A 22,248-nucleotide genomic window follows, 5' to 3' on the forward strand; every position below is an offset into this window, starting at 1 on the left:
CTCTCTAAGTTGCCACGAGGGAGGTAAGCCCGCGAACAGTCACGTAAACCCCGACAGCAATGACGAGACTTGCAAAAACGATATTGAGGGTGCGCTTACTTTTGGCCAGGACCTGACCGGCTCGCATGCCGGCAACTCCTCCGGCGAGTCCGCCAAGCACAAAAAGCGCGGCGACCGCCCAGTCAACGAAACCTGACCAAGCGTAGCTGGCGGCTGTTGCGGCTCCGAAGGCCGTGATGGCAACCAGTGAGGTCCCAATAGCAGAAGTCAGCGGCATGCCGGTCGCAAGGATCAGGCCCGGCACGATTAGGAAACCACCACCGATACCGAAAAATCCGGAGAAGACACCGACAGCAAAGCCGATGCCAAGGAGAAGCGGCAGCAGTTCTTTTGCGCTTTCAGCTGTCAAATGAACATCGTCATTTTCGCCGGACTGGCGCTTTCGTAACATCATACTGCCGACAACGATCATGACTACGCCGAAGAGTGCGAGGAGTTTCTGACCATCCAGGGCTTTGGCAGCCTGCGAGCCCGCGAGTGCGCCGATCACGCCAGCCGCGGCGAAAGCGAAGGCGCAGCGCCACTTGACGTTTCCGGCCCGAGAATGGGCAAAGAGGTTGCCGAGAGCGCTCATCGATACGGCGATCGCGCTGGTGCCGATTGCGACGTGAGGCGACTTCACGCCGACCACATACACAAGGAGCGGAACCGCAAGAATTGAGCCTCCACCGCCCACAAGGCCAAGGACCAGGCCAACGATGCCCCCGGATCCCATCGCAAAAAGGCTAATGGAAACACCGGGCATCATGCATCGGCGTCCAAGGCCGGCGAATGCGACGACGATGGCGCAACTGCAGAGGGCAGCAACGTGAAAGCACCCATTCCGATCAGCATCGCTGCGAAAAACAGGACCCCTTGCAGGCCCACCAGCGGCAAAGCCACGATGGCGGGGCCGGGGCAAAGCCCGACAAGACCCCAACCGACGCCAAAGAACGCAGCGCCTATGATAAGGCGGGCATCGAGGTCGCGTCGGTCTGGGATGTCGAATTGCGCGGCCAGAAGAGGTGCGCTGCGCCGCCTCGAAAAGAAATAGCCAAGTCCCGATACAGCGGCCGCTCCGGCCAGAACGAATGCCAAGCTTGGATCCCAATCTCCGGCCACATCGAGAAATGCCAGGACTTTTTCCGGGTTAATCATTTGCGAGATGATCAATCCAAGGCCGAAAATGAGACCAGCCGCGAGAGAAATAAGAACTTGCATTCATTAGCCCCCGATGACGTGGCGGGCAACAAACACGGTCAGGATGGATGTTCCCATAAACACTGCGGTCGCAACCAATGACCGTCGCGATCCACGCGCCATCCCGCAGACGCCGTGGCCGCTCGTGCAACCGGAGCCAAGACGCGTTCCGAACCCAACCAGAAGACCGGCGATGATCAACGCTCCGACGGAATGGTCGATCGAGATGCGAGGAAGCGTGGCCCCGCTTGCTGCATAGACAACCGACGACAGAACCAGACCGGCAATGAACGCGACCCGCCACGTCGCTTCGGGTACGATGGCGCCGATGATGCCACCGAGAATTCCGCTGACGCCGGCTATTCGCCCGTTGAGCAGAAGCAGGAGGGCCGCAGCCAGACCTATGAGCGATCCGCCGGCCAACGCAGAGAAGGGCGTAAAATTATCCACGGGGAACGCGCCTCACGGTCTTTTTGCTTCGGGACGATTCCGACAAAACAGATGGTGCAAGGCGGCAAAGAGCTGCTCGATCCGTTGATCGGCGATGCGATACCAAATCATCTAAGTTTCTGCACCCGTTGGCTGGGCGCGCTTGCTCGCGGAGTTCCATCATCCTTCTGTAACTCCCCGATATCGCCGCCGTTCCGACCTCTTTTGCAGGCTACGAATCAATTACTCATCAGGAACACGAGTGGACAAATCTAATGAGGAATGCGGCTTGAATCCTCATGGATACTTGGCTTGCAACGTGCGTGAGACACTGACACGGGACTGCGAGAGGCCGGGACTACCGGAGGCTTCTGGCGAGCGCGAAGGACGAGACCCAGCGAGACCTCCTCGGGCCCGAATTGAGCGGGAGCGTTGCCTGCTTGCCAAACTTCGCGGCGACCGTTCAGACCGTTCGCTGCATAATCTCCTGCCTCCGGAGTGGGGGCAATCGAATCGCGAGGCGCGGCAATGCCGAACCGGCTGCAATCGCCTCGCTTGTCCGCGATAGCTCTGTCAGCGCGACGAGCTCGGCGAGAATGGTGTCCATCATAGATCTTCCCGCTGGCCTTTTGAAGAACGGATGCCGCAGCTTTCCCTCCGCAGACACTGATACCCGATCGCCACGGCATAGCGCGACTGCCGGCCCTGGTAATCGGGCCGCGACCATCGCGGCTTGCATCGCCTGCTCTTGGCCGCGGAGGATGAGGAATCCACTCAGGTTACGAGACGCTGCCCAATTAGTGCAGAAAACCAAACAGCCAAAGCAGAAGAATGATGGGGAGCGGTATGCCGACCAACCAAAGAAGAGCGCCCTTTCCCATGTCTTGTCCTCCTATTTTCAGAGCCATGGACAACAACGAGGGTCCGTTGCTTGTTCCTCATAATTCTGCTCTCACGCTGTCCATGGAAGCAAGCGAGGCCCGTAGGGCGGTGTAATAGGTGTGCCCGGCCAAAGGTATCGCTGGCAACAACTCGGTGCCGACCACAAGCGCGCATATTGAAGCTCGTGGGCCAGCCATCAAACGACACCAGGCAACCGGCGACAACGCGGTTAAAAATCAAAACCGTAGCACATCGGCCGAGGGATCACTCTCGCGTGGTCGGCAGCCTTATGCTTCCTCCGGAAGCCCGCTCAGCGGCAGGCCGGGCAGAATAATGGAACGACTGGTTGGTTGGCGAATTGATAAGCTCCTCACATGTGCCAAGGAGCGCGCCCATGAGTAATGATCCCGAAACGCGGCCTAGCGTGGGTAAAGATGTGTCCCAGGATCGGCGAGGCAGCAATCCGCCGCCGGCCCCCGACAATATGGGACCGTCTAGTAACTTGGGCAATCCAGACCCTGGATATGCCGACCAAAAGACCATGAACGAACAAAATCCCGGCCAACAGCAGAACCGAGGCGAGAGGCCGCGGGTGCAGCAAGAGCAGGATGAAAGCGTCCGAAAGGCCGAAATTAAGAAGGCCGTAGAGGAAGATGATCCGGACAACAATCCTCGGGGCCAAGAAAAGACTGGATTCAGCGGCGGTACCTGATTGAGACGCGCAGCCGCGCTCCCCTTACACGAAGGCCGCCCAATCGGCGGCCTTTTCTGTGCGCGCTCAGCATGGGCGCATTCTTATAGGTGCAAGTCCCATCGTGAGTTAATCACAACGAGCGAAGTGAAGCGCAACTGCATGAGGGTGCTGACGCCTCCGTCCCGATCGGTCTCACCCGACTGATATTTTTTCGGCGTGAGCCCGAAGTAGGCGCGGCCGACGCCAGGGGTGCTCATCAATCGCCGACAAACCTTGTCGGCCCGCGCGATCTTCAACATCTCACGATGCAACCTGGTGAACTCGTTCCACAACGCCGTCCTCGCAGCGAGCATCGCGCCAATCACCATTTCCAGGGTCACATGCTCCGCTGTCAATTCCCGAATGCGCGCTTCAAACCGTCCACGGCTCACTTCGCCGACCTTCAGCCCGTAGCCACGCAGGATGCCGCGGATGCTCAGTTCGACGTCGAGAAGCTTGCCCTGCAGAAGTTTTCGTCCAACAAGCAGAGCCCGAGTATCCTTGCAGGGCACCGATTTCGCGTGAACCGGACGGTACCAGCCCATCCGCAGCAACTGAGCGATCCCGCGCGCATCCTTCCGGTCGGTCTTGACGGTCATGGCCGAGAGTGCTGCTTTCACATGCCGTGTCTCGAGCAAAACTGCATCGCGCCCGGCGGCCAAAAGCGCAGCATGCAGCCACTGCGACAACGGCCCAGCCTCGAGCCCAATGCGGCTGACAGGTAATTCCAGCTCGTCGAAATAGCCAATAAGCACCTCAGCCTCGCTGGCAACCTTGACCTCGCGGACGACGTTGCCAGTCCTGTCAACAACGCAGATGCTGCTCTCTTTCAAAGACACGTCGATCCCCGCATAATAGTCCATGGCTGTTCCTCACTTGATGCCTGGAGCCGATCACTCGGACTCCGTTTCAACATCATCATTCTGAGGGACAGCCACCTGACCTGGCTAGGCTCGCGAAGGCCGGCCCATTACGGCATCTAGGGAACCTCTGAGCAACGTCACCTTTTCTGACAAGGGTGACAGTCGCAACGAGGTTTGCGCTGGCGGTGAAGGGTTCTTCGTTTGCACGACTGGCCGCGGGCGGCATTCGCCGGCGTTTTTGTCAACAAGCCTTTGAATGCGATTTGCTGTTGTTTATAGACACCACCGAGTTCGTACCGAACGGTTTCGGGTAAAAAGCCGGCCTTGTCGAGTTCAGTCCGCACGTCGCCGGCGACCGAGTCCAGGCTGCGCCCTTGAATGCGCGCGGTGACAGCCACCAGCCGTTGCAGAGTTTCGCGCTTCTCCGGTTACCCGGTGACGATCGTAAAACGTTGCCCGTCGGGATCCAGCAGACAGACGGGCGGGACCTGAGAAACGGGAAGATTCTTTTGTCGCCTCGATTCACGTAGCAAAGCCGACGGCAGGAAAACGGAAGGCGTGGAGGCGTTCTTGTTGTCAAGGATCGGGGGCGTCGCCATCGGTCGCACCTTGGTTGATTGAGAAGGAACGCAGTTCATGGACGAGATCGATCGGCAGGCGCACTGGGAAAACGTGTACCGCACCAAGCGAGAGCACGAAGTCAGCTGGTTTCAGGAGAACCCGGCGCCGTCCCTGGATCTTATCGCACATGCGGGCTTGTCCAACGAAGCGGAGATCATCGACATCGGTGGCGGAGCTTCACGCCTGGTTGATGGTCTCATCGACCGCCGGTTTCGCCGCGTCACCGTGCTCGATCTTTCCGCGGTCGCCCTTGCCGCCGCGAAAACACGTCTTGGTCCTGCCGGCGCGGAGGTAGAGTGGGTTGTCGCGGATGTCACGCGATGGCACCCTGTGCGTAGCTACGATCTCTGGCACGACCGGGCCACGTTCCACTTCCTGACGGATCCCGCCGATCGTGAGGCTTACGTTGCGTGCCTCAAAAAGGCCGTCCGCCCAGGCGGGCATGTCGTCATCGGCACGTTTGCGCCGGACGGTCCGGAGAGGTGCAGCGGACTGCCGATCATACGCTACGATGCCGAAACTCTTGCCTCCGTGTTCGGGGCGGAATTCACATTGGTCGATTGTCGGCGGCACGATCATTTGACCCCGGGCGGCAATACGCAGCAATTTCAATTCAGCGTCTTCCAAAGAAATTGAGTCGGTATCATATGTGTCCAGCATCGTTACGTTGCGTTCCGCCTTGCGGCCGCGCCTTGCGATCAAAGCTTGACCATCCGCAGACGCAGCGCGTTGCCGACCACGCTCACCGAGGACAGCGCCATGGCCGCTGCGGCGATGATCGGCGACAGCAACAGTCCGAACACCGGATACAGCACGCCAGCCGCGATCGGAATTCCCGCGGCATTGTAGATGAAGGCGAAGAACAGATTCTGGCGGATATTGCTCATCGTCGCTTCCGAAAGTCGGCGCGCGCGAACGATGCCGCCGAGATCGCCGTTCAACAGGGTTATTCCGGCACTCTCCATCGCGACGTCGGTACCGGTACCCATCGCGATTCCGACTTCGGCCGCGGCGAGGGCAGGGGCGTCGTTGACGCCGTCGCCGGCCATCGCGACGATCCGGCCAGCCTTCTGCAGCTTGCTTACAACCGCGCTCTTCTGGTCGGGCAGAATTTCCGCCTCGACCTCCGAGATGCCGAGCCGCTTCGCCACCGCGTTTGCCGTCGTTCTGTTGTCTCCGGTCAGCATGATGACCTTGATGCCGTCCGCGGCCAGCGCCTTCAAGGCATCGGGCGTCGATCGTTTGATGGGATCGGCGATGGCGAAGAGTCCGGCGAGCTTTCCGTCGACCGCGATGTTGATGACGGTGGCGCCGTCGCCGCGGAGCGCTTCAGCCTGCGGTTCCATCGATCGGGTTTCGACGCCCAGCGACTGCAGGTAGCCGACGTTGCCGAGCAATATGTTCTTGCCCTCGACCTTACCCGTCACGCCCTTGCCTGTGGGTGAATCGAATTCCTCCACGTTCGCCAGCGTCAGATCGCGCTCCTTGGCGGCGCGAACGATGGCGTCGGCCAGCGGATGCTCGCTCGCGCGCTCGACGCTTGCTGCGAAACGCAGCAGATCGTCTTCCCCGAATGAGGGAGAAGTCACGATGGAGACGACCTTCGGCTTGCCTTCGGTCAGGGTGCCCGTCTTGTCGACCACGAGCGTGTCGATCTTTTCCATACGTTCGAGCGCTTCCGCGTTCTTGATGAGAACGCCGACCTGCGCGCCGCGTCCGACGCCGACCATGATCGACATCGGGGTTGCCAGGCCGAGGGCGCACGGACAGGCGATGATCAGCACGCTGACGGCGGCCACCAGACCGAATGCCAGGCGGGGCTCGGGACCGACCAGGGCCCAGACCACGAAGGCGACAAGCGCGGCCGCGATCACCGTAGGCACGAACCAGCCCGCAACCTGATCGGCGAGGCGCTGGATCGGCGCTCGCGACCGCTGCGCCTGCGCGACCATCTGCACGATCTGCGACAATACCGTATCGCGGCCGACCTTCTCGGCCTGCATCACGAAACTTCCGGATTGATTGAGGGTCCCGGCGATCACCTTGGCACCATTTTCCTTGGTGACGGGCATGGACTCTCCGGTCACCAGGGATTCATCGACCGATGAACGTCCCTCGAGAATGACACCGTCGACCGGGATTTTTTCGCCGGGTCGGACGCGCAATCTGTCGCCGACGTTCAGGCCGTCGAGCGGGACTTCATGATCGGTGCCATCCTCCGCGACGAGGCGCGCTGTCTTCGGCGCGAGATCGAGCAAAGCCTTGATCGCGCCCGACGTCGCCTCGCGGGCACGCAATTCGAGCACCTGGCCCAGCAGCACCAGAACGGTGATCACGGCCGCCGCTTCAAAGTAGACAGCGACGGCGCCGTCATGTCCGCGAAACGCGGGCGGAAAGACCTGCGGGACGACCGTGGCGACGAGGCTGTAGACGTAAGCCACGCCAGTCCCCATCGCGATCAGGGTGAACATGTTGAGGTTGCGGGTCACCAGCGACTGCCAGCCGCGCACGAAGAACGGCCAGCCCGCCCAGATCACGACCGGTGTCGCCGAAACGAGTTGAATCCAGTTCGACAGGGTTTGGTCGACCCAGCCGTGGCCGCCGACCAGATGCCCGCCCATCTCGAGGACGACCGCAGGCAGGGCGAACACAAGGCCGATCCAGAACCGCCGAGTCATGTCCGCCAGTTCGGGATTCGGTGCAGCGTCCAGCGTTGCCACTTCGGGCTCCAGAGCCATGCCGCAGATCGGGCAACTGCCGGGACCGATCTGCCGGATTTCGGGATGCATCGGGCACGTGTAAATGGTGCCTTCCGGAACGGGCTGCGCGGCCTTGGACTTGTCGAGATATGTTGCCGGGGCGGCCGCGAACTTCGTGCGACAGCCTGCCGAACAGAAATGATAGGTGCGGCCGTGGTAATCGAACCGATGCTTGCTGGTCGCCGGGTCGACGGTCATCCCGCAAACCGGGTCGAGGACTGTTCCGTTTTCTGCAGGAGGACGATGTCCGTGGTTTCCATGCGCCTGGTCGCCGTGGTGCTCGGGTGTTGCCATCGAGGAGTGGATCGGCTGGCCCGTGGAACTTGCGTTTCGCGACCTGGTCATTTAGGCTTCCTCATTAACTTGTAACAGGTACCTGGCAGGGTGGTTCATCGCCCTGGCTTATCTGTTTTGCGTGCTGGCGCCGACGGTGTCCTTCGCCTTGCCCGGCAGTCAGGCTACGCCTTATTGCCTGACCGACGACGATCACGTGCCGGGCATGATCCATGTGCATCATGAAGGCATGATGCACATCCACAAGAACGGACATGCCCATCATCATTCCGGCGTCCAGACCCACGCGGATTCATCTGCGGATCATGATGCAAAGTCTGTCGCGCTGAAGAGCGACGTCGATCCGGCAAAAGCGTCGCATTCGGCGGACGGCAAGTGCTGCGGACTGAAGAGCGTCACCGCTCTTCCCACGCCGCTCGTCGCTGTGGCACAGCCGTCGGTGCCGAAGGCCGTTCGGGCGTCCGATCATTATCGGAAACTGACGGACAACCCGCCCCCACAACTCTATCGTCCCCCCATTTCCTGACCTGACAACAGCATGACGCGGTGCCGTGCCCGTTCAGGGCACGTACACCTGTGGTCCACCGTCAGTTCAGGAAACTCTTATGTCAGCGCAGCTTGGGGCGACTGTCGCCGCCGTTGGTTCGGTGGTGCGCGGAATATTCGGAAGAAGACTTGGGACATTCGCAGGGATGGTCGTCGCGGCCATAACGCTCGGCGGCTGTGCGCTGCCTCCGGCGCCGCTGGCCGGTCCGGATCCCGCAGATCCAGGCGCGAGGGTCGCCGGCGTCGGTTACCGGTCGAGCATCGCGCCTTACACCAGCTTCCGTCCGGCGGCGCCTTCGGGTTGGACCGAACAGAACCAGCGCGTCACGCCGTCACCGACGTCCGGCCACGAACATTAGGAGCACGTCATGAAAATCGTCCGTGGCGCGTGGCTGCATCAGAGTCTTCTTCGAAATAGTCGGTCGGTGCTGGTGCTGGCCGGTTCTCTTGTTCTCTCCGGTTGCGCGACTTTCTCGCCGGATCGCGGCATGGGCGTCGTCGCCGACATCGCCGGCAACACGATCAGGAAGGACGTGATCGCGATCCGCTCGGTGGACGACGCGCAGCGGGCGGACGACAGCGTCAAGCGTCTGCTGCACCGGACGCTCAACGTCGAAACCGCGGTTCAGGTCGCGTTGCTCAACAATCGCGGGCTTCAGGCGTCGTACAATGAGTTGGCGTTGGCCGAAGCCGATCGTGTTCAGGAAAGCCTGCCGCCCAATCCGACCTTCTCGGTCTCGCGCATTTCGGGCAACGGCGCCACCGAGATCGAGCGCCAGGTCGTGGGAGACATCCTCGCACTTGCGACGCTGCCGTTCCGTTCGGAGATCGCGAAGCAGCGTTTCCGGCAGGCACAGCTTCGCGCCGCATTGGAAACGCTTCGGCTTGCCGCCGATGTCAGACGCGATTTTTACCGCGCGGTAGCCGCAAACGAACTCGTCGCCCTTCTCAGCGACGCCAAGGCCACCGCCGAATCCACCGCGCAACTGTCGAAGAAACTTGGCGAGACAGGCTCCCTTAACAAGCTCGATCAGGCCCGTGAGCAGGTCTTCTATGCCGAAACCACCGCGGATCTTGCGTCGCTGCGTCAGGAGGCGACGAGTTCGCGCGAAGCCCTGGCGCGGCTGTTGGGCCTGTGGGACGGCGATCTCAATTTCAAACTGCCGAGCCACCTGCCGGCTCTGCCGCAGCGTCCGCGGACCTTGCCGCGCATCGAAGTCGACGCCGTCGAACACCGTATCGATCTGCAGGTCGCCCGCATCGAACTCGACGCGCTCGCAAAATCGCTGAACCTCACCGAAGCCAGCCGGTTTGTCACGATGCTCGATATCGCCGGCATCGACCGCAAGACCCGCGATCCCGAAAGCACGCCCTTCCGCGAACGCGGGTTTGACATCCAGTTCCAGATCCCGATCTTCGACGGCGGCGAGGTGAGAGTCCGGCAGGCCGCCGAGACCTACAACCAGGCATTCAATCGTCTGACCGAAAAGGCCGTCAACGTCCGGTCGGAAGCACGCGACGCCTACCGCAGCTATCGTTCCTCCTATGAAATCGCCAGCCAGTATCAGCGCGAGGTCCTGCCGCTGCGCAAGATCATCACGGAAGAGATGCAGCTGCGCCTCTCGAGCATGCAGGTCGACGTCTTCGCGCTGCTGACGGAAGCGCGTCAACGGATTGCCTCGTTGCGTGCGGCGATCATAGCCAAACGCGCCTTCTGGTTCGCGCAGTCCGACCTGCAAACCGCCGTCAACGGCGGCGGCAGCGGAGAAGGTCAAAGCAAATCCCCCACGACCACCGCCCGGACGGGCGGCAACGGCGGCCATTGAAGGAGACCAACATGCTATCGCGCAGAGGATTTCTCGGCACCGCGGCGCTGGTCAGCGCAACGGCGGTGAGCGGCCGCGCCCAGGCCGCGAATATTCCCGAAGCTCCGATGATGGACAAGGCGACGATGCAGCCGCCGCTGCACCCGTCGAGCGGCCCGGACTATCGCCCGGTTGTGACGTTGAATGGCTGGTCCTTGCCTTGGCGAATGAACGGCGACTGGAAGGAATTCCATCTCGTCGCCGAACCGGTCGTGCGCGAGTTCGCGCCGGGCATGAAGGCCTTCCTGTGGGGCTACAATGGTCAGGCGCCGGGCCCGACCATCGAGGCCGTCGAGGGCGACAAGGTCCGCATCTTCGTCACCAACAAACTGCCGGAACATACCACCGTGCATTGGCACGGCATGATCGTGCCAAACGGCATGGACGGTGTCGGCGGCCTCAATCAGCCGCACATCAAACCCGGCCAGACCTTCGTCTACGAATTCGAGATGCGTAACAGCGGGACCTTCATGTACCACCCGCATTCCGACGAAATGGTGCAGATGGCGATGGGCATGATGGGCATGATCGTCGTGCATCCACGCGACGCGACCTTCCGTCCCGTCGACCGCGACTTCGTCTTCATCATGAGCACTTACGACATCGATCCCGGTACCTATCTGCCCAAAGTCTCCGAGATGACCGATTTCAACATGTGGACATGGAACAGCCGCGTCTTCCCGGGGATCGACGTATTGCCGGTTCGTCTGGGGGATCGTGTGCGTGTGCGCATGGGCAATCTGTCCATGACGAGCCATCCGATCCATTTGCACGGTCATCATTTCGCGGTCACCTGCACGGACGGAGGCTGGGTCCCCGAAAGCGCGCAGTGGCCTGAAACCACCGTCAATGTCCCCGTCGGCGCCGTCCGGGCCTTTGACGTGGTGGCGGATAATCCCGGCGACTGGGCGTTTCATTGTCACAAGTCGCATCACACCATGAACGCGATGGGACACAATGTTGCGAACATGATCGGCGTGTCCCCCAAGGATTTAGCCAAAGCGGTTGGAAAGCTCGCGCCGGATGCAATGGCGATGGGATCGAGGGGAATGGCGATGGGCGAGATGGAAATGCCGATGCCCGACAACACGCTGATGATGATGACCGGAACGGGACCATTCGGTCCGATCGAAATGGGTGGGATGTTTACCGTCATGAAGATCCGCGAGGGGCTCGCGCGCGACGATTACAGTGATCCCGGTCCCTACAAGTATCCCGAAGGCACGGTCGCGCACTTGGTCGATGCGCCCGCCGGCCAGGCTCCGCGTCAAACCGGCTCCGAAAAGACCGGCCAGCCCGATGCGATGAAGGGCATGAAGGGGATGAAAGGCATGGACATGAAGGGAATGAAGGGCATGTAGCCGCCTTCTTTTTTGATCGTCGGCAGCTACCACTCAAAGGAAAGAAAATGAAACCCACAAACCTCGCATCTGCCGTCTTCGTGCCTTCGCTCTTCGCTCCGCTCGCCGCCTCCGCGCAGGCGATGGCAAAGGGCGCTGTCAAGAAGGTCGACGTTGCCGGCGCAAAGATCACCATGACTAGCGGTCCGATCAAGAACCTCGATATGGAAGACGACAACATGACGACGGTTTTTCGCGTCGAGGATCCCGCGATGCGGAAGCAAGTGAAGCCCGGCGACAAAGTTCAGTTTGAGACCGAGAAGGCCAGCGCTGGATTTACGATCGCCAAGCTGCAAAGGGCGAAATAGTCGGCGAAAGACGACCGATCGGCTGAACCGTATCCGCGAGGACGATTCATGGTAGCGCTTCCCTACGACTATTATTTGATCGCATGGTTCGCCCTCGCGGCCGTGTCGACCGCCTACGTCGCGTTCGACCAGTTCAACGGCAACCCAGAACCGACGGTGATGAAATGGGGCTTCATCCTCGTCACGCTCTACATGGGGCCGTTCGGGCTGCTGCTGTATGTGCTCGCCGACAAGGAGCCTCATCCGGGCGAACATGAGCAGTTCACCTCGCCACTGTGGAAGCAGGGCATCGGCAGCACCATCCACTGCGTCGCCGGCGACGCGACGGGCATCATCCTAGCCGCTGTCGTGACGGCGTCGCTCGGGCTGTCGATGTGGATCGACCTGATTGTCGAATACATCGCCGGGTTCTCGTTCGGGCTTTTGATCTTCCAGTCGCCCCCGGGCCAGCGCTATGATGTCATCTGGACCGCCCGCAAGCCGGGCAAGTGGCTCGTGCATTGCCACATCCGCACCACACCTCGAACAACAACGTCGAGCAGCACGGCGGCGGCGGGCTGATGCTGGTTCTGAATGTTCAATGAGCGGTGGATTCGGTTTTGCGGCTTCCCGCCGAAGTGGTCGCATCCGCTTCAGGGGAGTCAGAAACAAGCCGCTCTCCTTTGCAGCCGGTCTCATCAAATGGAATTACCGAATTGAAAAGGAGCTATCTTCGAAATGACCAAATTGGTTGGTGCCGCGATCCTCGCGGTTGTGATCGTGCTGGCGGGAGCCGGAGCCTTCGTGTTCTCGGGCGTCTATGACGTTGGAGCTGATACCCCGCATTGGACGCTCACCAGAAAAATCATAGAGATCGTTCGTGACCGCGCCATTGCCGTTCGGGCCAACGATATCCAGGTCCCGGACCTGACGGGCGAGCAACTGATCCTCAAAGGCGCGGGACAATACGCGGCGATGTGCGCGGACTGTCACCTCGCGCCCGGCAAATCGGAGTCGGAAATCCGGCCGGGCCTTTACCCGAAACCGCCCAAGCTCTCCGAACATCCCATCGATCCCAAAACCGTGTTCTGGGTCACCAAACACGGCTTGAAGATGAGCGGAATGCCGGCGTGGGGACTCGGACACGACGACGAGACACTCTGGAGCATCGTTGCCTTCGTGGGGAAATTACCGGGAATGTCGGCCCAGCAATACAAGGACATCGTCGCAAAAGCGCCTCCCGACGAAGAGATGGAATCCATGGACCGAGGTGACGGTCACACGCATGGCGGACATCAGGAACACAACGCGGACCCATCGAACGAAGCCGGTCCGAAGCCGCGCCATCATCACTAACGGTTGGAGGCCGGAGGATGTGCGCCACTGTAGGCCAAGCGGGTGGGACCGCGTTCCTTGCCCTGATGGCATTCGCCCCCCTTTTCGCCATCTGAGATGCGGCCAACGGCACCTGCCCTCAACATCGTCGCGGCGATGTACTCGACCCGGGTCTTTATAGCTTCGCCCGAATCGCCCTAGCAATGGCATGAGCTTTGCTGAACGGGCTCTGATCAGCCGCCTGTTTGACTTGCAAGGCGTTCAGGCATGTCGAGCAGTTTCATCGCGGCGGCGGCAATGGCTTCGCCGATCGTCGGATAGGTTTTCGCCGAGTTGATCGAGACGCCGCCAGGAAACGTTACCGTGGCCTGATAGCCGTTGCCTTTTGGCGTGGCCGAAAGCTAGTACCTCCTTTTCTTAGAAGGTGAGTCGTGATTCAAGATCGGGATGATCCCCGAAGCAAGAGAAGTTCGCCTTTCGAGGAAAGATCGCAATGTGCTTGAGGCGTGTTGTCGCTCACCGGTGACGTTGCAGCGCGATTTGAAGCGAGCGCGGATAGTTCTGTTGGCGGCGGACGGGCGCAGCACCCGCTCGATCGCCAAAGAAGTCGGGGTCCAGCCGCGGATTGTCAGCCTTTGGCGGCACCGCTATGCCGATCATGGCCTTGAAGGGCTGCAAGACAAGCCGCGACCCGGCAAGCAGCCGATCTATACGAAGGCTCCTTCACAAGCCTCAAGCAGCTTCAGGAGCACATCGATGCCTACGTCAACGCGTACAACGACAAAGCCGAGCCCTTCCTCTGGACCAAGAAAAAGGTCCGTCAACGTCGCTTCCAAGGCCGCCGTATCACTCAGCTATGATTCCGGGTACTAGGCATTTCGCGGGTACTCCCTGTCCGATGACATCTCCCGTTGAAGTCTGGCGGCGCCACCGTGAATTATGTCCATCGGCGCTTGTGGTGGAACAACAGCGGCTGACCTCATCTCCCGCGCGTTGAGCGCGACAGGCGCCGCCTGGATTCGCCACTCGAGGCTGCCGAGAGGAGTTTGTTCCACGTGTCTGGTGGGTTTCCCCGGTCCAACATCTTCCTGAATACTGCGTACGCGTCGTTCGCGCTCTCGTAGGCGCGCAGCGTCGAATCATCATTCACCCATGCGAGAACGATGATCTTGGCGTCTGCTGATTGCTGGTAGCGGAAGAATAGGCGGAACTGCTGGAGGAATTTGGCGCGGGACCAGTGTTTGTAATCCTCGCCAAGCGTGCTTCCCTGCCGGTAGATCTCGCGCGTCGGGTCACCCGGTATGTCTTCGAACGCGACCTTCAAGACGGCCGCGAGGAGCTTCGCGCCGCGTTTTTTCTTGTATTTCGTGGGATCTTTCTTCCGTGTCTTCTCGACGGTCTCGATCATCGCCTCGAGCTGATCGAGAAAGAGGGGATGCGCGTAGATCGTCCAACCGTTGATCTTAACGATGTCGTCGCTCACGCCTCGTCGACCGGGAGAGCTGCGTCGAGGTCGACCTTGACGCCCTTGACCAGCGCCTTGCCGCGCGTGAGCAGCGACTTCGACATCGGCCGAATCCGTGCAGGTTCTTTCGCCATGTCGCGCGCCAGGAAGTCGAGGAACTTGCCGATCACGGGATCGTTCTGGTCCGCGCGCGCCTCCATTTTCGAGATCATGACGGTGCCGTCAGCCAGCCCGCGAAACACCACTTGGTCGCGTTTGCCAAGTGCAAGCATCTTGCGGATGGCGGCGGGCACGGTCGTCTGGCCGCGGTCCGTTATCGTCGCGGGGATTTCAAGGATTTCAGCTGTCTTTGCCATAATCGGCTCCTTGCGTCGTCATGCCAACCCATGTAATGCATTTGCATTGTAAGTCAAGATCGCCTATTCGTTTGGCGAGAAAGTAATGTTTCCAAGCCTGGTTTGGGGATCGGAGTGGGTAACTCCACGGTGTAGCGTTCGCGAACCGCAACTGGGCGCGCCTCAGCATTAAAGGCGCGCCAGCCGCGAAATTCGCCTGCAGCGGAAAGGGCCAAGTCGGAAGCGTGCGGGTGTTTGGATGTCCTCTGCCAACACGCTGCAGCTGTGCTACAGAGGAAAACTCGCTTATCTGGGGGAATTGCTTGAGGCGCCAAGATCCAATTGGACCAGAATTTTATGTACCGCTAGGAGCGGCAGAAAAATTTCGGACGCCGCATTCTACCCTGACGGCGAACAATCGAACGGGTAAAGCGGCGGCTCAAGGCTGGCATCGGTCATGGTCGAGACAATCTTCTCGCTCGCTTAGCAGCAGCTACCGCCAGCGACAGCGCGCTGGGCTTCGCGTGAGAACGGCAAGTCCGTGCCACAACCTTTGAAGATGCCATAGTGCCGGTTTGTGTCGCCGAAGAACTCAAAATGCGGTGCGAGTCGGCTCTCCTGGAGCATGCGATAGGTGTTGCCGCAAACGGGGAAGAGACGCCCGGCATCGATGTCATGATGTTTGTCGAGGACGAAGTTGTGTACAGCCTCGGGGACCGTCCCGCGATAGCGAACGGCCTGCCCGTAATCCTCGCAAGCGGATTCCAGCCCGTCGAGTTTGAAGAGACGGTAGGTTGCAGAATAAAATTCGACGGGACCGACAAGTTCGGCGATTTCGAGATCATTGATCCCAAGGCTGCGATCGCTGACTAGACGCGGGTCGCCTGCGGACTTCGCCAGGTTGAGGAAATCGCCCCAATAGAGCGCACCTGCGAGACATTCGCCGTGCAGGATCGGGTTTGCCCGCAATACCGCAGGGACGCGCCGGTCCGAGTAGATGTCGGAGAAATAGAGCTCGCCGCCTTTCTTGAGGAGACGATAGGCTGCGGCGAAGACCGCTGCTTTATCAGGTATCAGGTTGATCACGCAGTTGGATACGATCAGGTCGAAGCTGTCATTGTCGAAGCTCAATTCGTCGAGGCGCGACACGTCACCCTCGACAAAAGTCACTGTGGACTTCGGATAGCCGAACCGATCCCGGTGCCAGTTCTCGTGCGCTCGCGCGATCGCGAGCTGCTCTGGCGTTGCGTCGATTCCCACGACATGGCCTTGAGGCCCCGCCAACTGCGCCATGCTGGAACAATCAGGCATGGCCGCGTAACTTAAACCAAATGGCCTCCGGCAAACCCGGCGCGGTTCAATGGCCGCGGCCATGGCGCGGGACAAAGACGACTTTAAGACCGTCCAGCGTGCCGAACAGGAACTCGTCGGATGTCTCGCCAAAAGGCGATTCGATCCTCAACCAGGTTGGATCTTCCAGCTCGGCGATGTCGTAAACGCCGCTTCCGCCGAGTATACCTAAAATCGTCATCCGTGCTCCGCTCTGTTTCGTGAGCCAACGGCGAAGCCGTCACTTGAGATTGATGAAATAGTCGATGAACGACCGCGCGAGAGGAGAATCCCACGTCGTGGGACCCACCAGAAACCCCGTGACCAAGCCCCGCTTGTCCAGGATGTAGGTGGTTGGATAGCCATAGACGGGCATGGTTGGTTCCGGCTTCCCCTCACTGGTCAACGCACCGAACTCGTGGTTGGGATCGCGCACGACGGTCAGATGCCGAAGATTGTGTCGCTTGACGAACGACTTCACCTGCCGACCATCGCCGCTGTCGAGTGAGACCGCGACAACGACGAAGCGGTCAGACGGAAGACTCGCTGCAAGCGCCTCGAGAGACGGCATTTCCTCCACACAAGGAGCACACCAACTGGCCCAGAAATTGAGGAGAACGACCTTTCCGTAGAACTTGTCCATACTCAGGGTGCGGCCGTCGAGGCCGCGGAGTCGCATGAGCGGCGCAGGCCTAAGCGGCTCCTCCAGAACGAACTGGCTTATCCCGTTGCGCAGCGTCGGCGGATCGAGCGATTCGGGGTGCGCAGTCGCGCTCGAGAGCGTTGCCGCCACTGAAACGAGGACCGCTGTTGCGATGCGCAAGAACGGATGGACCCACATCATGGGGCACGGCCCAGCGGCTTGGGTGCCACCCAGGACAACATCCGGTGCCCGAAGATCCGACCAAGCGCAACGATCAACCCGGCCGCGCCAAGATTCCACATGAGGATCATGACCGTCGCGTCGATGTCATGAAACAGCGTAAGGGCGCTGGCTGTCAGCGCACCGATAGCGAGGCTGCCCATCCAAATCACAGTGGCGGGACGCAGGCTTGCCGTGTAGCGGAGCATCACCAAGAGCGCCAAGGACAGTGGGAGACTGGTCAGCACCAGGGTGGCGAAACACGATGCCGCTTCGTCCATCTTCATCCCCTCGGGCCCCACAGCGACCCAATCGGTCAAGCAACCGACGCTAATGGTCAGCATCCAGACCAGCAGGCTCGGCACCGGCAAAAGCGCGTAAAGGCGTGACCGATCAGGGAGGCTGAGCATGAAGGCAGCGACGGTCGCGAATACGCCCGTCAGGAGGGAGGCGACGAGCCCAACCACATAGGCGCGATCACCGAGTTGCTTTGCGAAGTCCGGACGCAAGCCGTGGCTGACGCCCAACAGGACAAGAATCAGGAAGGCTAGGGAGAGCCAGCAACACGCCCGGACAAGCGGGGGCCGAAGGCGGCGCACGGGTGTCGCATGAGCGCTGAGAGATGCAATCAGGTCCGAGGTCGCGATCACGAATTATCATCCTTGCCAAGAATCGTCCGCAGGCTCTTCAGAGCCCGATGTGTCGCAACTTTGAGTGCCGCAATGGACATTCCGCTTCGCTCCGCAGCTTCTTTCAACGACATCTCCTGGAGCTTCAGGAGGGTGATGGCCTCCCGCTGGCCTGGCGGCAGCTTGTCGACCGCCTCACGCAGCGAGCGTCCATCGGCTCTTGTCTCTATGTTCGCTTCAACCTCCACAATGGTTTCATGGTCTTCGTTCAAGGGCGTCTCGCGGACGGTCGAGCGCCCCTGCCGCCGCAGCCGATCGATGATCCGCCGGCGGCCTATTGCGACAAGCCAGGGCGTGAACGGTCGTGTCGGATCGTAGATCTGCCGAATTGAGTGAATCGTCAGAAGGATGTCCTGGATCGTATCTTCGACATCCTGGGGAGAGCGATGGTGCCTACCTGCTAAAGTGCGCAGATAAGGCGTGATCTCGGTCAGCAGCCGGCTATAGGCATCCTGGTCGCCGCTCTGCGCCCGCGCCATGTAGATCGACCATTCGACGTCGCGCTTTGTCGAGGCATTCTCAGCACGACGGCTGGTGTCACCTTCACGAACAAGTCTCAACGTCGGATTATCCTTGTGGCGGCCCGGTGCCATCGGCCATATTCCTCATAGTTCTGGCGGCGCGATCCGACGTTTCGTCTTGCCGCGTTGCTCCACCGTAGCTCTGACAGCGCCTTGTGGCAGGAACTTTCTTTTTGTCGGGGGGACGTAACCTTTGGGACCGCGACGCGAATCCGCGCGTGACCATCGCAGCATTGCGCAACACTACGGCTCGCAAGGCTTGCCGATCGGCAGACTCTCGAAATCGGATGCGACCTTGTCGTAGCCGATGCGGCTTGCCGGGGGCGAACCCTCTCGCGATGGCTGAATGGGCCATGACTTTCCTCAACACGCGAAGGTTAGGTGAGCAGCTTACATAGACAGGCGCCTCAGCGCACGACCTGCTTTGCTGCTCAAACCGTCGGGTCGTCACGGTCCTTGTCTGCAGACCGCACAAAACCCGGTTTCGCCATATCTCGGCCATAGTGGGCTGCCCGGGGCCGATCCTCCGCTTTCCGATTGTGCGTAACCATTCTTGCGACGGAGCGAACTTTTAGGTGAGCAGGCCACGTCGGCTTGCCGCCGGCGCACGATGCCTGTCGCTGGTCAACCCTGTTTGGAGGATTCGAAATGAAAGCCACAAATCCGGTGCTTGTCGCCAGCGCGTTCGCCTTTGCCCTGGGCACCTTCGCGGCCTCGACTGCCATGGCGCAGGATAAGCCTATGATGACCAAGGAACAAATGATGAAGAAGCGGGCCATGACCAAAGAGACGGTCAAGGGCGGCAAGATGGAAATGTGCTTTGGCGTCGCGCTGAAGGGCCAGAACGACTGCTACGCAGGTGCCGGCACGACCTGCGCCGGCACGAGCACGGTCGACTATCAGGGCAATGCCTTCAAGCTCGAGCCCAAGGGGACCTGCACCACGATCAAGACGCCCAATGGCGTCGGCAGCCTCAAGCCCAAGTCAGCCTGAAGCATCGACGGGCGGACGGCCCTGTGCGTCCGCCCGTGTTTCCCCCAACGCGCATCGGGAGGCGCTCATGGCACGCGCACAAGCTTTCTCGGATCGGACCGCTATTCCAGCGCGAGCTGGTGTCGGCCTCAAAGCAGAGCACTATCAGCACATCCTAGATCACACACCCAATATCGGCTTCTTCGAGGTCCATGCCGAGAACTATATGGGCGCGGGTGGTCCTCCGCATCGATATCTAACGCAGATCCGTGAGCTCTATCCGCTGTCTTTACATGGCGTGGGTCTGTCGATCGGCGGCACAATGCCTCTCGATAACGAGCACCTGAAGAGGCTTTCAAGCCTTATCGCGCGATATCAGCCGGGATTATTTTCTGAACACCTCGCCTGGTCCACACACGAGAGCAGATTCTTCAACGATTTGCTGCCCACTCCCTATACAAACGAGACACTATCTCGCGTGGTCGAACATATCGATCAAGTGCAGACTGTTCTCGGCCGTCAAATGCTCCTCGAAAACCCCTCGACCTATGTCTGGTTTGAGGAAAGCACATGGAGCGAAACAGATTTCATCACCGAGATTGCCCGCAGGACCGGCTGTGGTTTGCTGCTCGATGTGAACAATGTCTACGTGGCCTGCACCAATCAACAGTGGGGCACGACGGCCTACATCGACAGTTTTCCGCTTCGCTCCGTCCAGGAGATCCATCTCGCTGGCCATACACGCCAGGTCGACGACAAGGGACGGCCCTTGCTGATCGACTCCCATGACAAGGGCGTCGACGAGTTGGTCTGGAATCTCTTTCGCGACGTCATGAAGCGCATAGGGCCAACGCCAACGCCAACGCTGATCGAATGGGACGCGAATATTCCCACGTGGTCCGAGCTCCAGGCGGAGGCGAGAATGGCCGAGATGCTGATGGATCTCTCGCATGCGGAGGAACGGAGCTATGGCGCTGTCGGTTGATAGGCAAAAAGAATTCGCCGCGGCGCTGCTTGATCCGGAGCAGCCGGCGCCGACCGGAGTCGTCGGACCCGATGGCGATCCGTGCCCGAAGCGCTTCGCCGTCTATCGAAACAATGTCGTGGTCGGCCTCATCGAAATCCTGCGGGCCGTGTATCCCGCGGTTCGACGGCTCGTCGGCGACGAATTCTTCGATGCCATGGCCGGCGTCCACGTGCGCATCGAGCCGCCCCGGTCGCCTATTCTCGTGGAGTATGGAGGACGCTTTCCGGCCTTCATCGAGACGTTTCGTCTGGCATCGAGCCTGCCTTACCTGGCCGACGTCGCGCGCATCGAATGGGCCTGGGCCGAGGCTTATCACGCTCGGGACGCGTGCGCGCTGACGGCGAGCTCTTTCAGTGAAGTGCCGATCGACCAGTACCCCAGCCTGCGCTTGCAGCTGCACCCGTCCGTCCGCGTCGTCCGGTCGGCGATGCCGGCTCTCACAATATGGAACATGAACGTTCGCGACAGCGACTCCGGCGAGGTTGTGTTCGATGGCGAGGGTGAGACCGCGCTCGTCGCCCGTCCCGACGCTGTCGTCCAGGTTCGCTCTCTCTCGCCGGGGGCTCCCGATTTCATCGACGCGATCGGTGCACGTCACACGGTCGCGAAAGCCGCCGAACTCGCCGGCGAGTGTGACGGCCGTTTCGATCTCTCGAGCACTATCGCTGGCCTTATCGAGGCGGGAGCGCTCTGCGCCTATCAGACCCATTCGGGCGTCCGCTTCGAGGCAAAAGGAGTGGTACGATGAACGTCGACACGTCACACCCGCGGTTGTCCATCTCGTCGAGCCGCATCGGCAAGATCATTGAGACGTTGGCCTCATGGCTCACCGTGATCGGGCTGGCAGTCGCGCCGCCGATGTTGCGGATTGCGCTTGCGGTGCCGTTCTTCAAATCAGGACTCACCCGCTGGGATGGGTTCTTGTCGCTGTCGCCGAGCACGGAGTTTCTTTTCTCAGATATGTTCAAACTCCACATCTTCGGCAACGAGTACCCGTTCCCGATGCCGGACGTCGTTGCGCATCTGGTCGGAATGGCGGAGATCACACTGCCGATCTTGCTGGTCCTCGGCCTGGGCACCCGCTTCGTTGCGCTCGCGCTGTTGGTGATGACCGGCATCATTCAACTCACTGTGCCCGAGGGGTGGGCGAATTTCCATCTGCCGTGGGCGTCGATGGCGCTCGCGATCATGGCGTTGGGGCCCGGACGGCTGTCCTTGGATGCGGTCATTGCCATCGTCTCAAAACGCGAATTCAGGAAGACGAAATGACCTGCCAGTGCCTTCGTGGATCTATCGGGCGAAAACCATAGGGCCCAACGCTTAGACCGACTCGACATCAGTTATCGTGTCGGAATCTACCGGTGAGGTGATCAATGAGCCGAGGACGAAATTGCGACGCACAGTATACCTGTCGAGACCGGTAACGACAGCGGGCGTTCCTATCCCGCAGTTTGCGACATGGGATGCGTTCAACACCTGGCTGGAGGAGCAATGCTGCAATCGTCAGCGCGACAGGCTGCGGGGCGAGAACGAGACGATCGGAGGACGGCTGCAGCGCGATCTGGCGGTCATGCGAGGTCATGCGTTCCTTACCGCGCTCGCAAACAAGATGGAGCGAACCGTGTGAGCGCTGCTCGCGCATAACGAAGTTTACCGAGCTCCCGCTTTAGCCGCTACGTAAGCGATTAGAGCGTGAGGTTGTCGAAGGAGTAGAGGGCGAAGGCAAATACGGCGCAATGGTCGACGAGACGGGGCCGGCAAAACCAGATAGGGTCACTGTGCTTCGAAGCACGCA

General features: G+C 60.4%; 24 protein-coding genes and 4 pseudogenes. 15 read left to right on the top strand and 13 right to left on the bottom strand.

The window, feature by feature from the left end:
- Positions 1–4: 4 nt before the first annotated feature.
- Genes NHAM_RS23540 through NHAM_RS23550 form a run of 3 tightly spaced genes read right to left on the bottom strand, consistent with a single transcriptional unit; the run spans position 5 to position 1,689 of the window.
- Complete coding sequence (locus tag NHAM_RS23540; protein WP_011505263.1) at positions 5–808, bottom strand: sulfite exporter TauE/SafE family protein; 804 nt, start codon at positions 806–808, stop codon at positions 5–7.
- Positions 805–1,260, bottom strand: coding sequence for a DUF6691 family protein (locus tag NHAM_RS23545; RefSeq protein ID WP_011505264.1), 456 nt, complete (start codon positions 1,258–1,260; stop codon positions 805–807). The genes NHAM_RS23540 and NHAM_RS23545 overlap by 4 nt, the downstream gene beginning before the upstream one ends.
- Positions 1,261–1,263: 3 nt before the next feature.
- Entirely contained in the window at positions 1,264–1,689 is a 426-nt protein-coding gene (locus NHAM_RS23550; protein ID WP_011505265.1) for a YeeE/YedE family protein, read from the bottom strand.
- A 1,255-nt stretch (positions 1,690–2,944) separates the two neighbouring features.
- Here NHAM_RS23550 and NHAM_RS26025 point away from each other — a divergent pair.
- Complete coding sequence (locus NHAM_RS26025; RefSeq protein ID WP_011505266.1) at positions 2,945–3,262, top strand: hypothetical protein; 318 nt, start codon at positions 2,945–2,947, stop codon at positions 3,260–3,262.
- Positions 3,263–3,411: 149 nt separating this feature from the next.
- Here NHAM_RS26025 and NHAM_RS23560 read toward each other — a convergent pair.
- Both NHAM_RS23560 and NHAM_RS27395 read right to left on the bottom strand, forming a co-directional pair.
- A pseudogene (locus NHAM_RS23560) lies at positions 3,412–4,155 on the bottom strand (IS110 family transposase); the annotation flags it as partial.
- 128 nt (positions 4,156–4,283) lie between these two features.
- The gene (locus tag NHAM_RS27395; RefSeq protein WP_157043871.1) at positions 4,284–4,544 is read right to left on the bottom strand and encodes a hypothetical protein; all 261 of its coding nucleotides are present in this window, start codon (positions 4,542–4,544) and stop codon (positions 4,284–4,286) included.
- A 238-nt stretch (positions 4,545–4,782) separates the two neighbouring features.
- Between NHAM_RS27395 and NHAM_RS23565 the strand changes: the two genes are divergently transcribed.
- On the top strand, positions 4,783–5,403 hold the full coding sequence (locus NHAM_RS23565) for a class I SAM-dependent methyltransferase (RefSeq protein WP_011505268.1): 621 nt from the start codon (positions 4,783–4,785) through the stop codon (positions 5,401–5,403).
- A 62-nt stretch (positions 5,404–5,465) separates the two neighbouring features.
- Here the strand turns inward: NHAM_RS23565 and NHAM_RS23570 are convergent, their stop codons facing one another.
- Positions 5,466–7,871 (bottom strand): heavy metal translocating P-type ATPase, encoded by a 2,406-nt coding sequence (locus tag NHAM_RS23570; RefSeq protein WP_011505269.1) that lies wholly within the window; start codon positions 7,869–7,871, stop codon positions 5,466–5,468.
- 85 nt (positions 7,872–7,956) lie between these two features.
- On the opposite strand from NHAM_RS23570, the gene NHAM_RS23575 reads away from it, so the two are divergent.
- From NHAM_RS23575 to NHAM_RS26035, 8 genes and pseudogenes are all read left to right on the top strand, one after another.
- Positions 7,957–8,346 (top strand): hypothetical protein, encoded by a 390-nt coding sequence (locus NHAM_RS23575; protein WP_245270140.1) that lies wholly within the window; start codon positions 7,957–7,959, stop codon positions 8,344–8,346.
- 79 nt (positions 8,347–8,425) lie between these two features.
- The gene (locus tag NHAM_RS23580) at positions 8,426–8,725 is read left to right on the top strand and encodes a hypothetical protein (RefSeq protein WP_041359793.1); all 300 of its coding nucleotides are present in this window, start codon (positions 8,426–8,428) and stop codon (positions 8,723–8,725) included.
- Positions 8,726–8,734: 9 nt separating this feature from the next.
- Positions 8,735–10,192: a TolC family protein gene (locus NHAM_RS23585; protein WP_011505272.1), complete on the top strand. Its 1,458-nt coding sequence runs from the start codon at positions 8,735–8,737 to the stop codon at positions 10,190–10,192.
- 11 nt (positions 10,193–10,203) lie between these two features.
- Positions 10,204–11,592 carry a multicopper oxidase family protein gene (locus tag NHAM_RS23590; protein ID WP_011505273.1) on the top strand — a complete coding sequence of 463 codons (1,389 nt, stop codon included), beginning with the start codon at positions 10,204–10,206 and terminating at the stop codon, positions 11,590–11,592.
- Between the two features lie 47 nt (positions 11,593–11,639).
- Positions 11,640–11,939, top strand: a complete 300-nt coding sequence (locus tag NHAM_RS23595; RefSeq protein WP_011505274.1) for a copper-binding protein — start codon at positions 11,640–11,642, stop codon at positions 11,937–11,939.
- Positions 11,940–11,987: 48 nt separating this feature from the next.
- Positions 11,988–12,377 (top strand): annotated as a pseudogene (locus NHAM_RS23600) (DUF4396 domain-containing protein); the annotation flags it as partial.
- A 279-nt stretch (positions 12,378–12,656) separates the two neighbouring features.
- Positions 12,657–13,274 (top strand): c-type cytochrome, encoded by a 618-nt coding sequence (locus NHAM_RS23605; protein ID WP_011505276.1) that lies wholly within the window; start codon positions 12,657–12,659, stop codon positions 13,272–13,274.
- 426 nt (positions 13,275–13,700) lie between these two features.
- A pseudogene (locus NHAM_RS26035) lies at positions 13,701–13,970 on the top strand (helix-turn-helix domain-containing protein); the annotation flags it as partial.
- A 262-nt stretch (positions 13,971–14,232) separates the two neighbouring features.
- Here the strand turns inward: NHAM_RS26035 and NHAM_RS23610 are convergent.
- The 7 genes from NHAM_RS23610 to NHAM_RS23635 form a co-directional block, all read right to left on the bottom strand.
- The gene (locus NHAM_RS23610) at positions 14,233–14,736 is read right to left on the bottom strand and encodes a type II toxin-antitoxin system YhaV family toxin (RefSeq protein WP_011505277.1); all 504 of its coding nucleotides are present in this window, start codon (positions 14,734–14,736) and stop codon (positions 14,233–14,235) included.
- Positions 14,733–15,074, bottom strand: coding sequence for a type II toxin-antitoxin system PrlF family antitoxin (locus NHAM_RS23615; protein ID WP_011505278.1), 342 nt, complete (start codon positions 15,072–15,074; stop codon positions 14,733–14,735). The genes NHAM_RS23610 and NHAM_RS23615 overlap by 4 nt, the downstream gene beginning before the upstream one ends.
- Before the next feature lie 462 nt (positions 15,075–15,536).
- Positions 15,537–16,427 carry a methyltransferase domain-containing protein gene (locus NHAM_RS23620; RefSeq protein WP_011505279.1) on the bottom strand — a complete coding sequence of 297 codons (891 nt, stop codon included), beginning with the start codon at positions 16,425–16,427 and terminating at the stop codon, positions 15,537–15,539.
- On the bottom strand, positions 16,411–16,584 hold the full coding sequence (locus NHAM_RS26040; protein WP_347336468.1) for a hypothetical protein: 174 nt from the start codon (positions 16,582–16,584) through the stop codon (positions 16,411–16,413). Before NHAM_RS26040 ends, NHAM_RS23620 begins: the two co-directional genes overlap by 17 nt.
- A gap of 39 nt (positions 16,585–16,623) precedes the next feature.
- A complete protein-coding gene (locus NHAM_RS23625; RefSeq protein WP_041359797.1) occupies positions 16,624–17,226 on the bottom strand; it encodes a TlpA disulfide reductase family protein in 603 nt (200 codons plus the stop codon).
- Positions 17,223–17,894 (bottom strand): NrsF family protein, encoded by a 672-nt coding sequence (locus tag NHAM_RS23630; RefSeq protein ID WP_011505281.1) that lies wholly within the window; start codon positions 17,892–17,894, stop codon positions 17,223–17,225. The genes NHAM_RS23625 and NHAM_RS23630 overlap by 4 nt, the downstream gene beginning before the upstream one ends.
- The gene (locus tag NHAM_RS23635) at positions 17,891–18,526 is read right to left on the bottom strand and encodes a sigma-70 family RNA polymerase sigma factor (protein ID WP_011505282.1); all 636 of its coding nucleotides are present in this window, start codon (positions 18,524–18,526) and stop codon (positions 17,891–17,893) included. Before NHAM_RS23635 ends, NHAM_RS23630 begins: the two co-directional genes overlap by 4 nt.
- Positions 18,527–19,102: 576 nt before the next feature.
- Here NHAM_RS23635 and NHAM_RS23640 point away from each other — a divergent pair.
- The 5 genes and pseudogenes from NHAM_RS23640 to NHAM_RS27840 form a co-directional block, all read left to right on the top strand.
- Positions 19,103–19,447 carry a BufA1 family periplasmic bufferin-type metallophore gene (locus tag NHAM_RS23640; protein WP_011505283.1) on the top strand — a complete coding sequence of 115 codons (345 nt, stop codon included), beginning with the start codon at positions 19,103–19,105 and terminating at the stop codon, positions 19,445–19,447.
- Between the two features lie 67 nt (positions 19,448–19,514).
- The gene (bufB, locus tag NHAM_RS23645) at positions 19,515–20,411 is read left to right on the top strand and encodes an MNIO family bufferin maturase (protein ID WP_011505284.1); all 897 of its coding nucleotides are present in this window, start codon (positions 19,515–19,517) and stop codon (positions 20,409–20,411) included.
- Positions 20,395–21,201 carry an HvfC/BufC N-terminal domain-containing protein gene (locus NHAM_RS23650; protein ID WP_011505285.1) on the top strand — a complete coding sequence of 269 codons (807 nt, stop codon included), beginning with the start codon at positions 20,395–20,397 and terminating at the stop codon, positions 21,199–21,201. Before bufB ends, NHAM_RS23650 begins: the two co-directional genes overlap by 17 nt.
- On the top strand, positions 21,198–21,722 hold the full coding sequence (locus tag NHAM_RS23655) for a DoxX family protein (RefSeq protein WP_011505286.1): 525 nt from the start codon (positions 21,198–21,200) through the stop codon (positions 21,720–21,722). Before NHAM_RS23650 ends, NHAM_RS23655 begins: the two co-directional genes overlap by 4 nt.
- A gap of 166 nt (positions 21,723–21,888) precedes the next feature.
- A pseudogene (locus NHAM_RS27840) lies at positions 21,889–22,080 on the top strand (hypothetical protein); the annotation flags it as partial.
- Positions 22,081–22,248: the final 168 nt, after the last annotated feature.

The sequence above is a fragment of the Nitrobacter hamburgensis X14 genome (genome assembly GCF_000013885.1).
GTDB lineage: Bacteria > Pseudomonadota > Alphaproteobacteria > Rhizobiales > Xanthobacteraceae > Nitrobacter > Nitrobacter hamburgensis.

Bases quoted from the DNA above. Each gene is read 5' to 3' on its own strand.
- NHAM_RS23540 (WP_011505263.1), bottom strand. From the start codon at position 808: ATGATGCCCGGTGTTTCCATTAGCCTTTTTGCGATGGGATCCGGGGGC.
- NHAM_RS23545 (WP_011505264.1), bottom strand. From the start codon at position 1,260: ATGCAAGTTCTTATTTCTCTCGCGGCTGGTCTCATTTTCGGCCTTGGA.
- NHAM_RS26025 (WP_011505266.1), top strand. From the start codon at position 2,945: ATGAGTAATGATCCCGAAACGCGGCCTAGCGTGGGTAAAGATGTGTCC.
- NHAM_RS23565 (WP_011505268.1), top strand. From the start codon at position 4,783: ATGGACGAGATCGATCGGCAGGCGCACTGGGAAAACGTGTACCGCACC.
- NHAM_RS23570 (WP_011505269.1), bottom strand. From the start codon at position 7,871: ATGACCAGGTCGCGAAACGCAAGTTCCACGGGCCAGCCGATCCACTCC.
- NHAM_RS23580 (WP_041359793.1), top strand. From the start codon at position 8,426: ATGTCAGCGCAGCTTGGGGCGACTGTCGCCGCCGTTGGTTCGGTGGTG.
- NHAM_RS23585 (WP_011505272.1), top strand. From the start codon at position 8,735: ATGAAAATCGTCCGTGGCGCGTGGCTGCATCAGAGTCTTCTTCGAAAT.
- NHAM_RS23590 (WP_011505273.1), top strand. From the start codon at position 10,204: ATGCTATCGCGCAGAGGATTTCTCGGCACCGCGGCGCTGGTCAGCGCA.
- NHAM_RS23595 (WP_011505274.1), top strand. From the start codon at position 11,640: ATGAAACCCACAAACCTCGCATCTGCCGTCTTCGTGCCTTCGCTCTTC.
- NHAM_RS23605 (WP_011505276.1), top strand. From the start codon at position 12,657: ATGACCAAATTGGTTGGTGCCGCGATCCTCGCGGTTGTGATCGTGCTG.
- NHAM_RS23615 (WP_011505278.1), bottom strand. From the start codon at position 15,074: ATGGCAAAGACAGCTGAAATCCTTGAAATCCCCGCGACGATAACGGAC.
- NHAM_RS23620 (WP_011505279.1), bottom strand. From the start codon at position 16,427: ATGGCCGCGGCCATTGAACCGCGCCGGGTTTGCCGGAGGCCATTTGGT.
- NHAM_RS26040 (WP_347336468.1), bottom strand. From the start codon at position 16,584: ATGACGATTTTAGGTATACTCGGCGGAAGCGGCGTTTACGACATCGCC.
- NHAM_RS23625 (WP_041359797.1), bottom strand. From the start codon at position 17,226: ATGATGTGGGTCCATCCGTTCTTGCGCATCGCAACAGCGGTCCTCGTT.
- NHAM_RS23635 (WP_011505282.1), bottom strand. From the start codon at position 18,526: ATGGCACCGGGCCGCCACAAGGATAATCCGACGTTGAGACTTGTTCGT.
- NHAM_RS23640 (WP_011505283.1), top strand. From the start codon at position 19,103: ATGAAAGCCACAAATCCGGTGCTTGTCGCCAGCGCGTTCGCCTTTGCC.
- bufB (WP_011505284.1), top strand. From the start codon at position 19,515: ATGGCACGCGCACAAGCTTTCTCGGATCGGACCGCTATTCCAGCGCGA.
- NHAM_RS23650 (WP_011505285.1), top strand. From the start codon at position 20,395: ATGGCGCTGTCGGTTGATAGGCAAAAAGAATTCGCCGCGGCGCTGCTT.
- NHAM_RS23655 (WP_011505286.1), top strand. From the start codon at position 21,198: ATGAACGTCGACACGTCACACCCGCGGTTGTCCATCTCGTCGAGCCGC.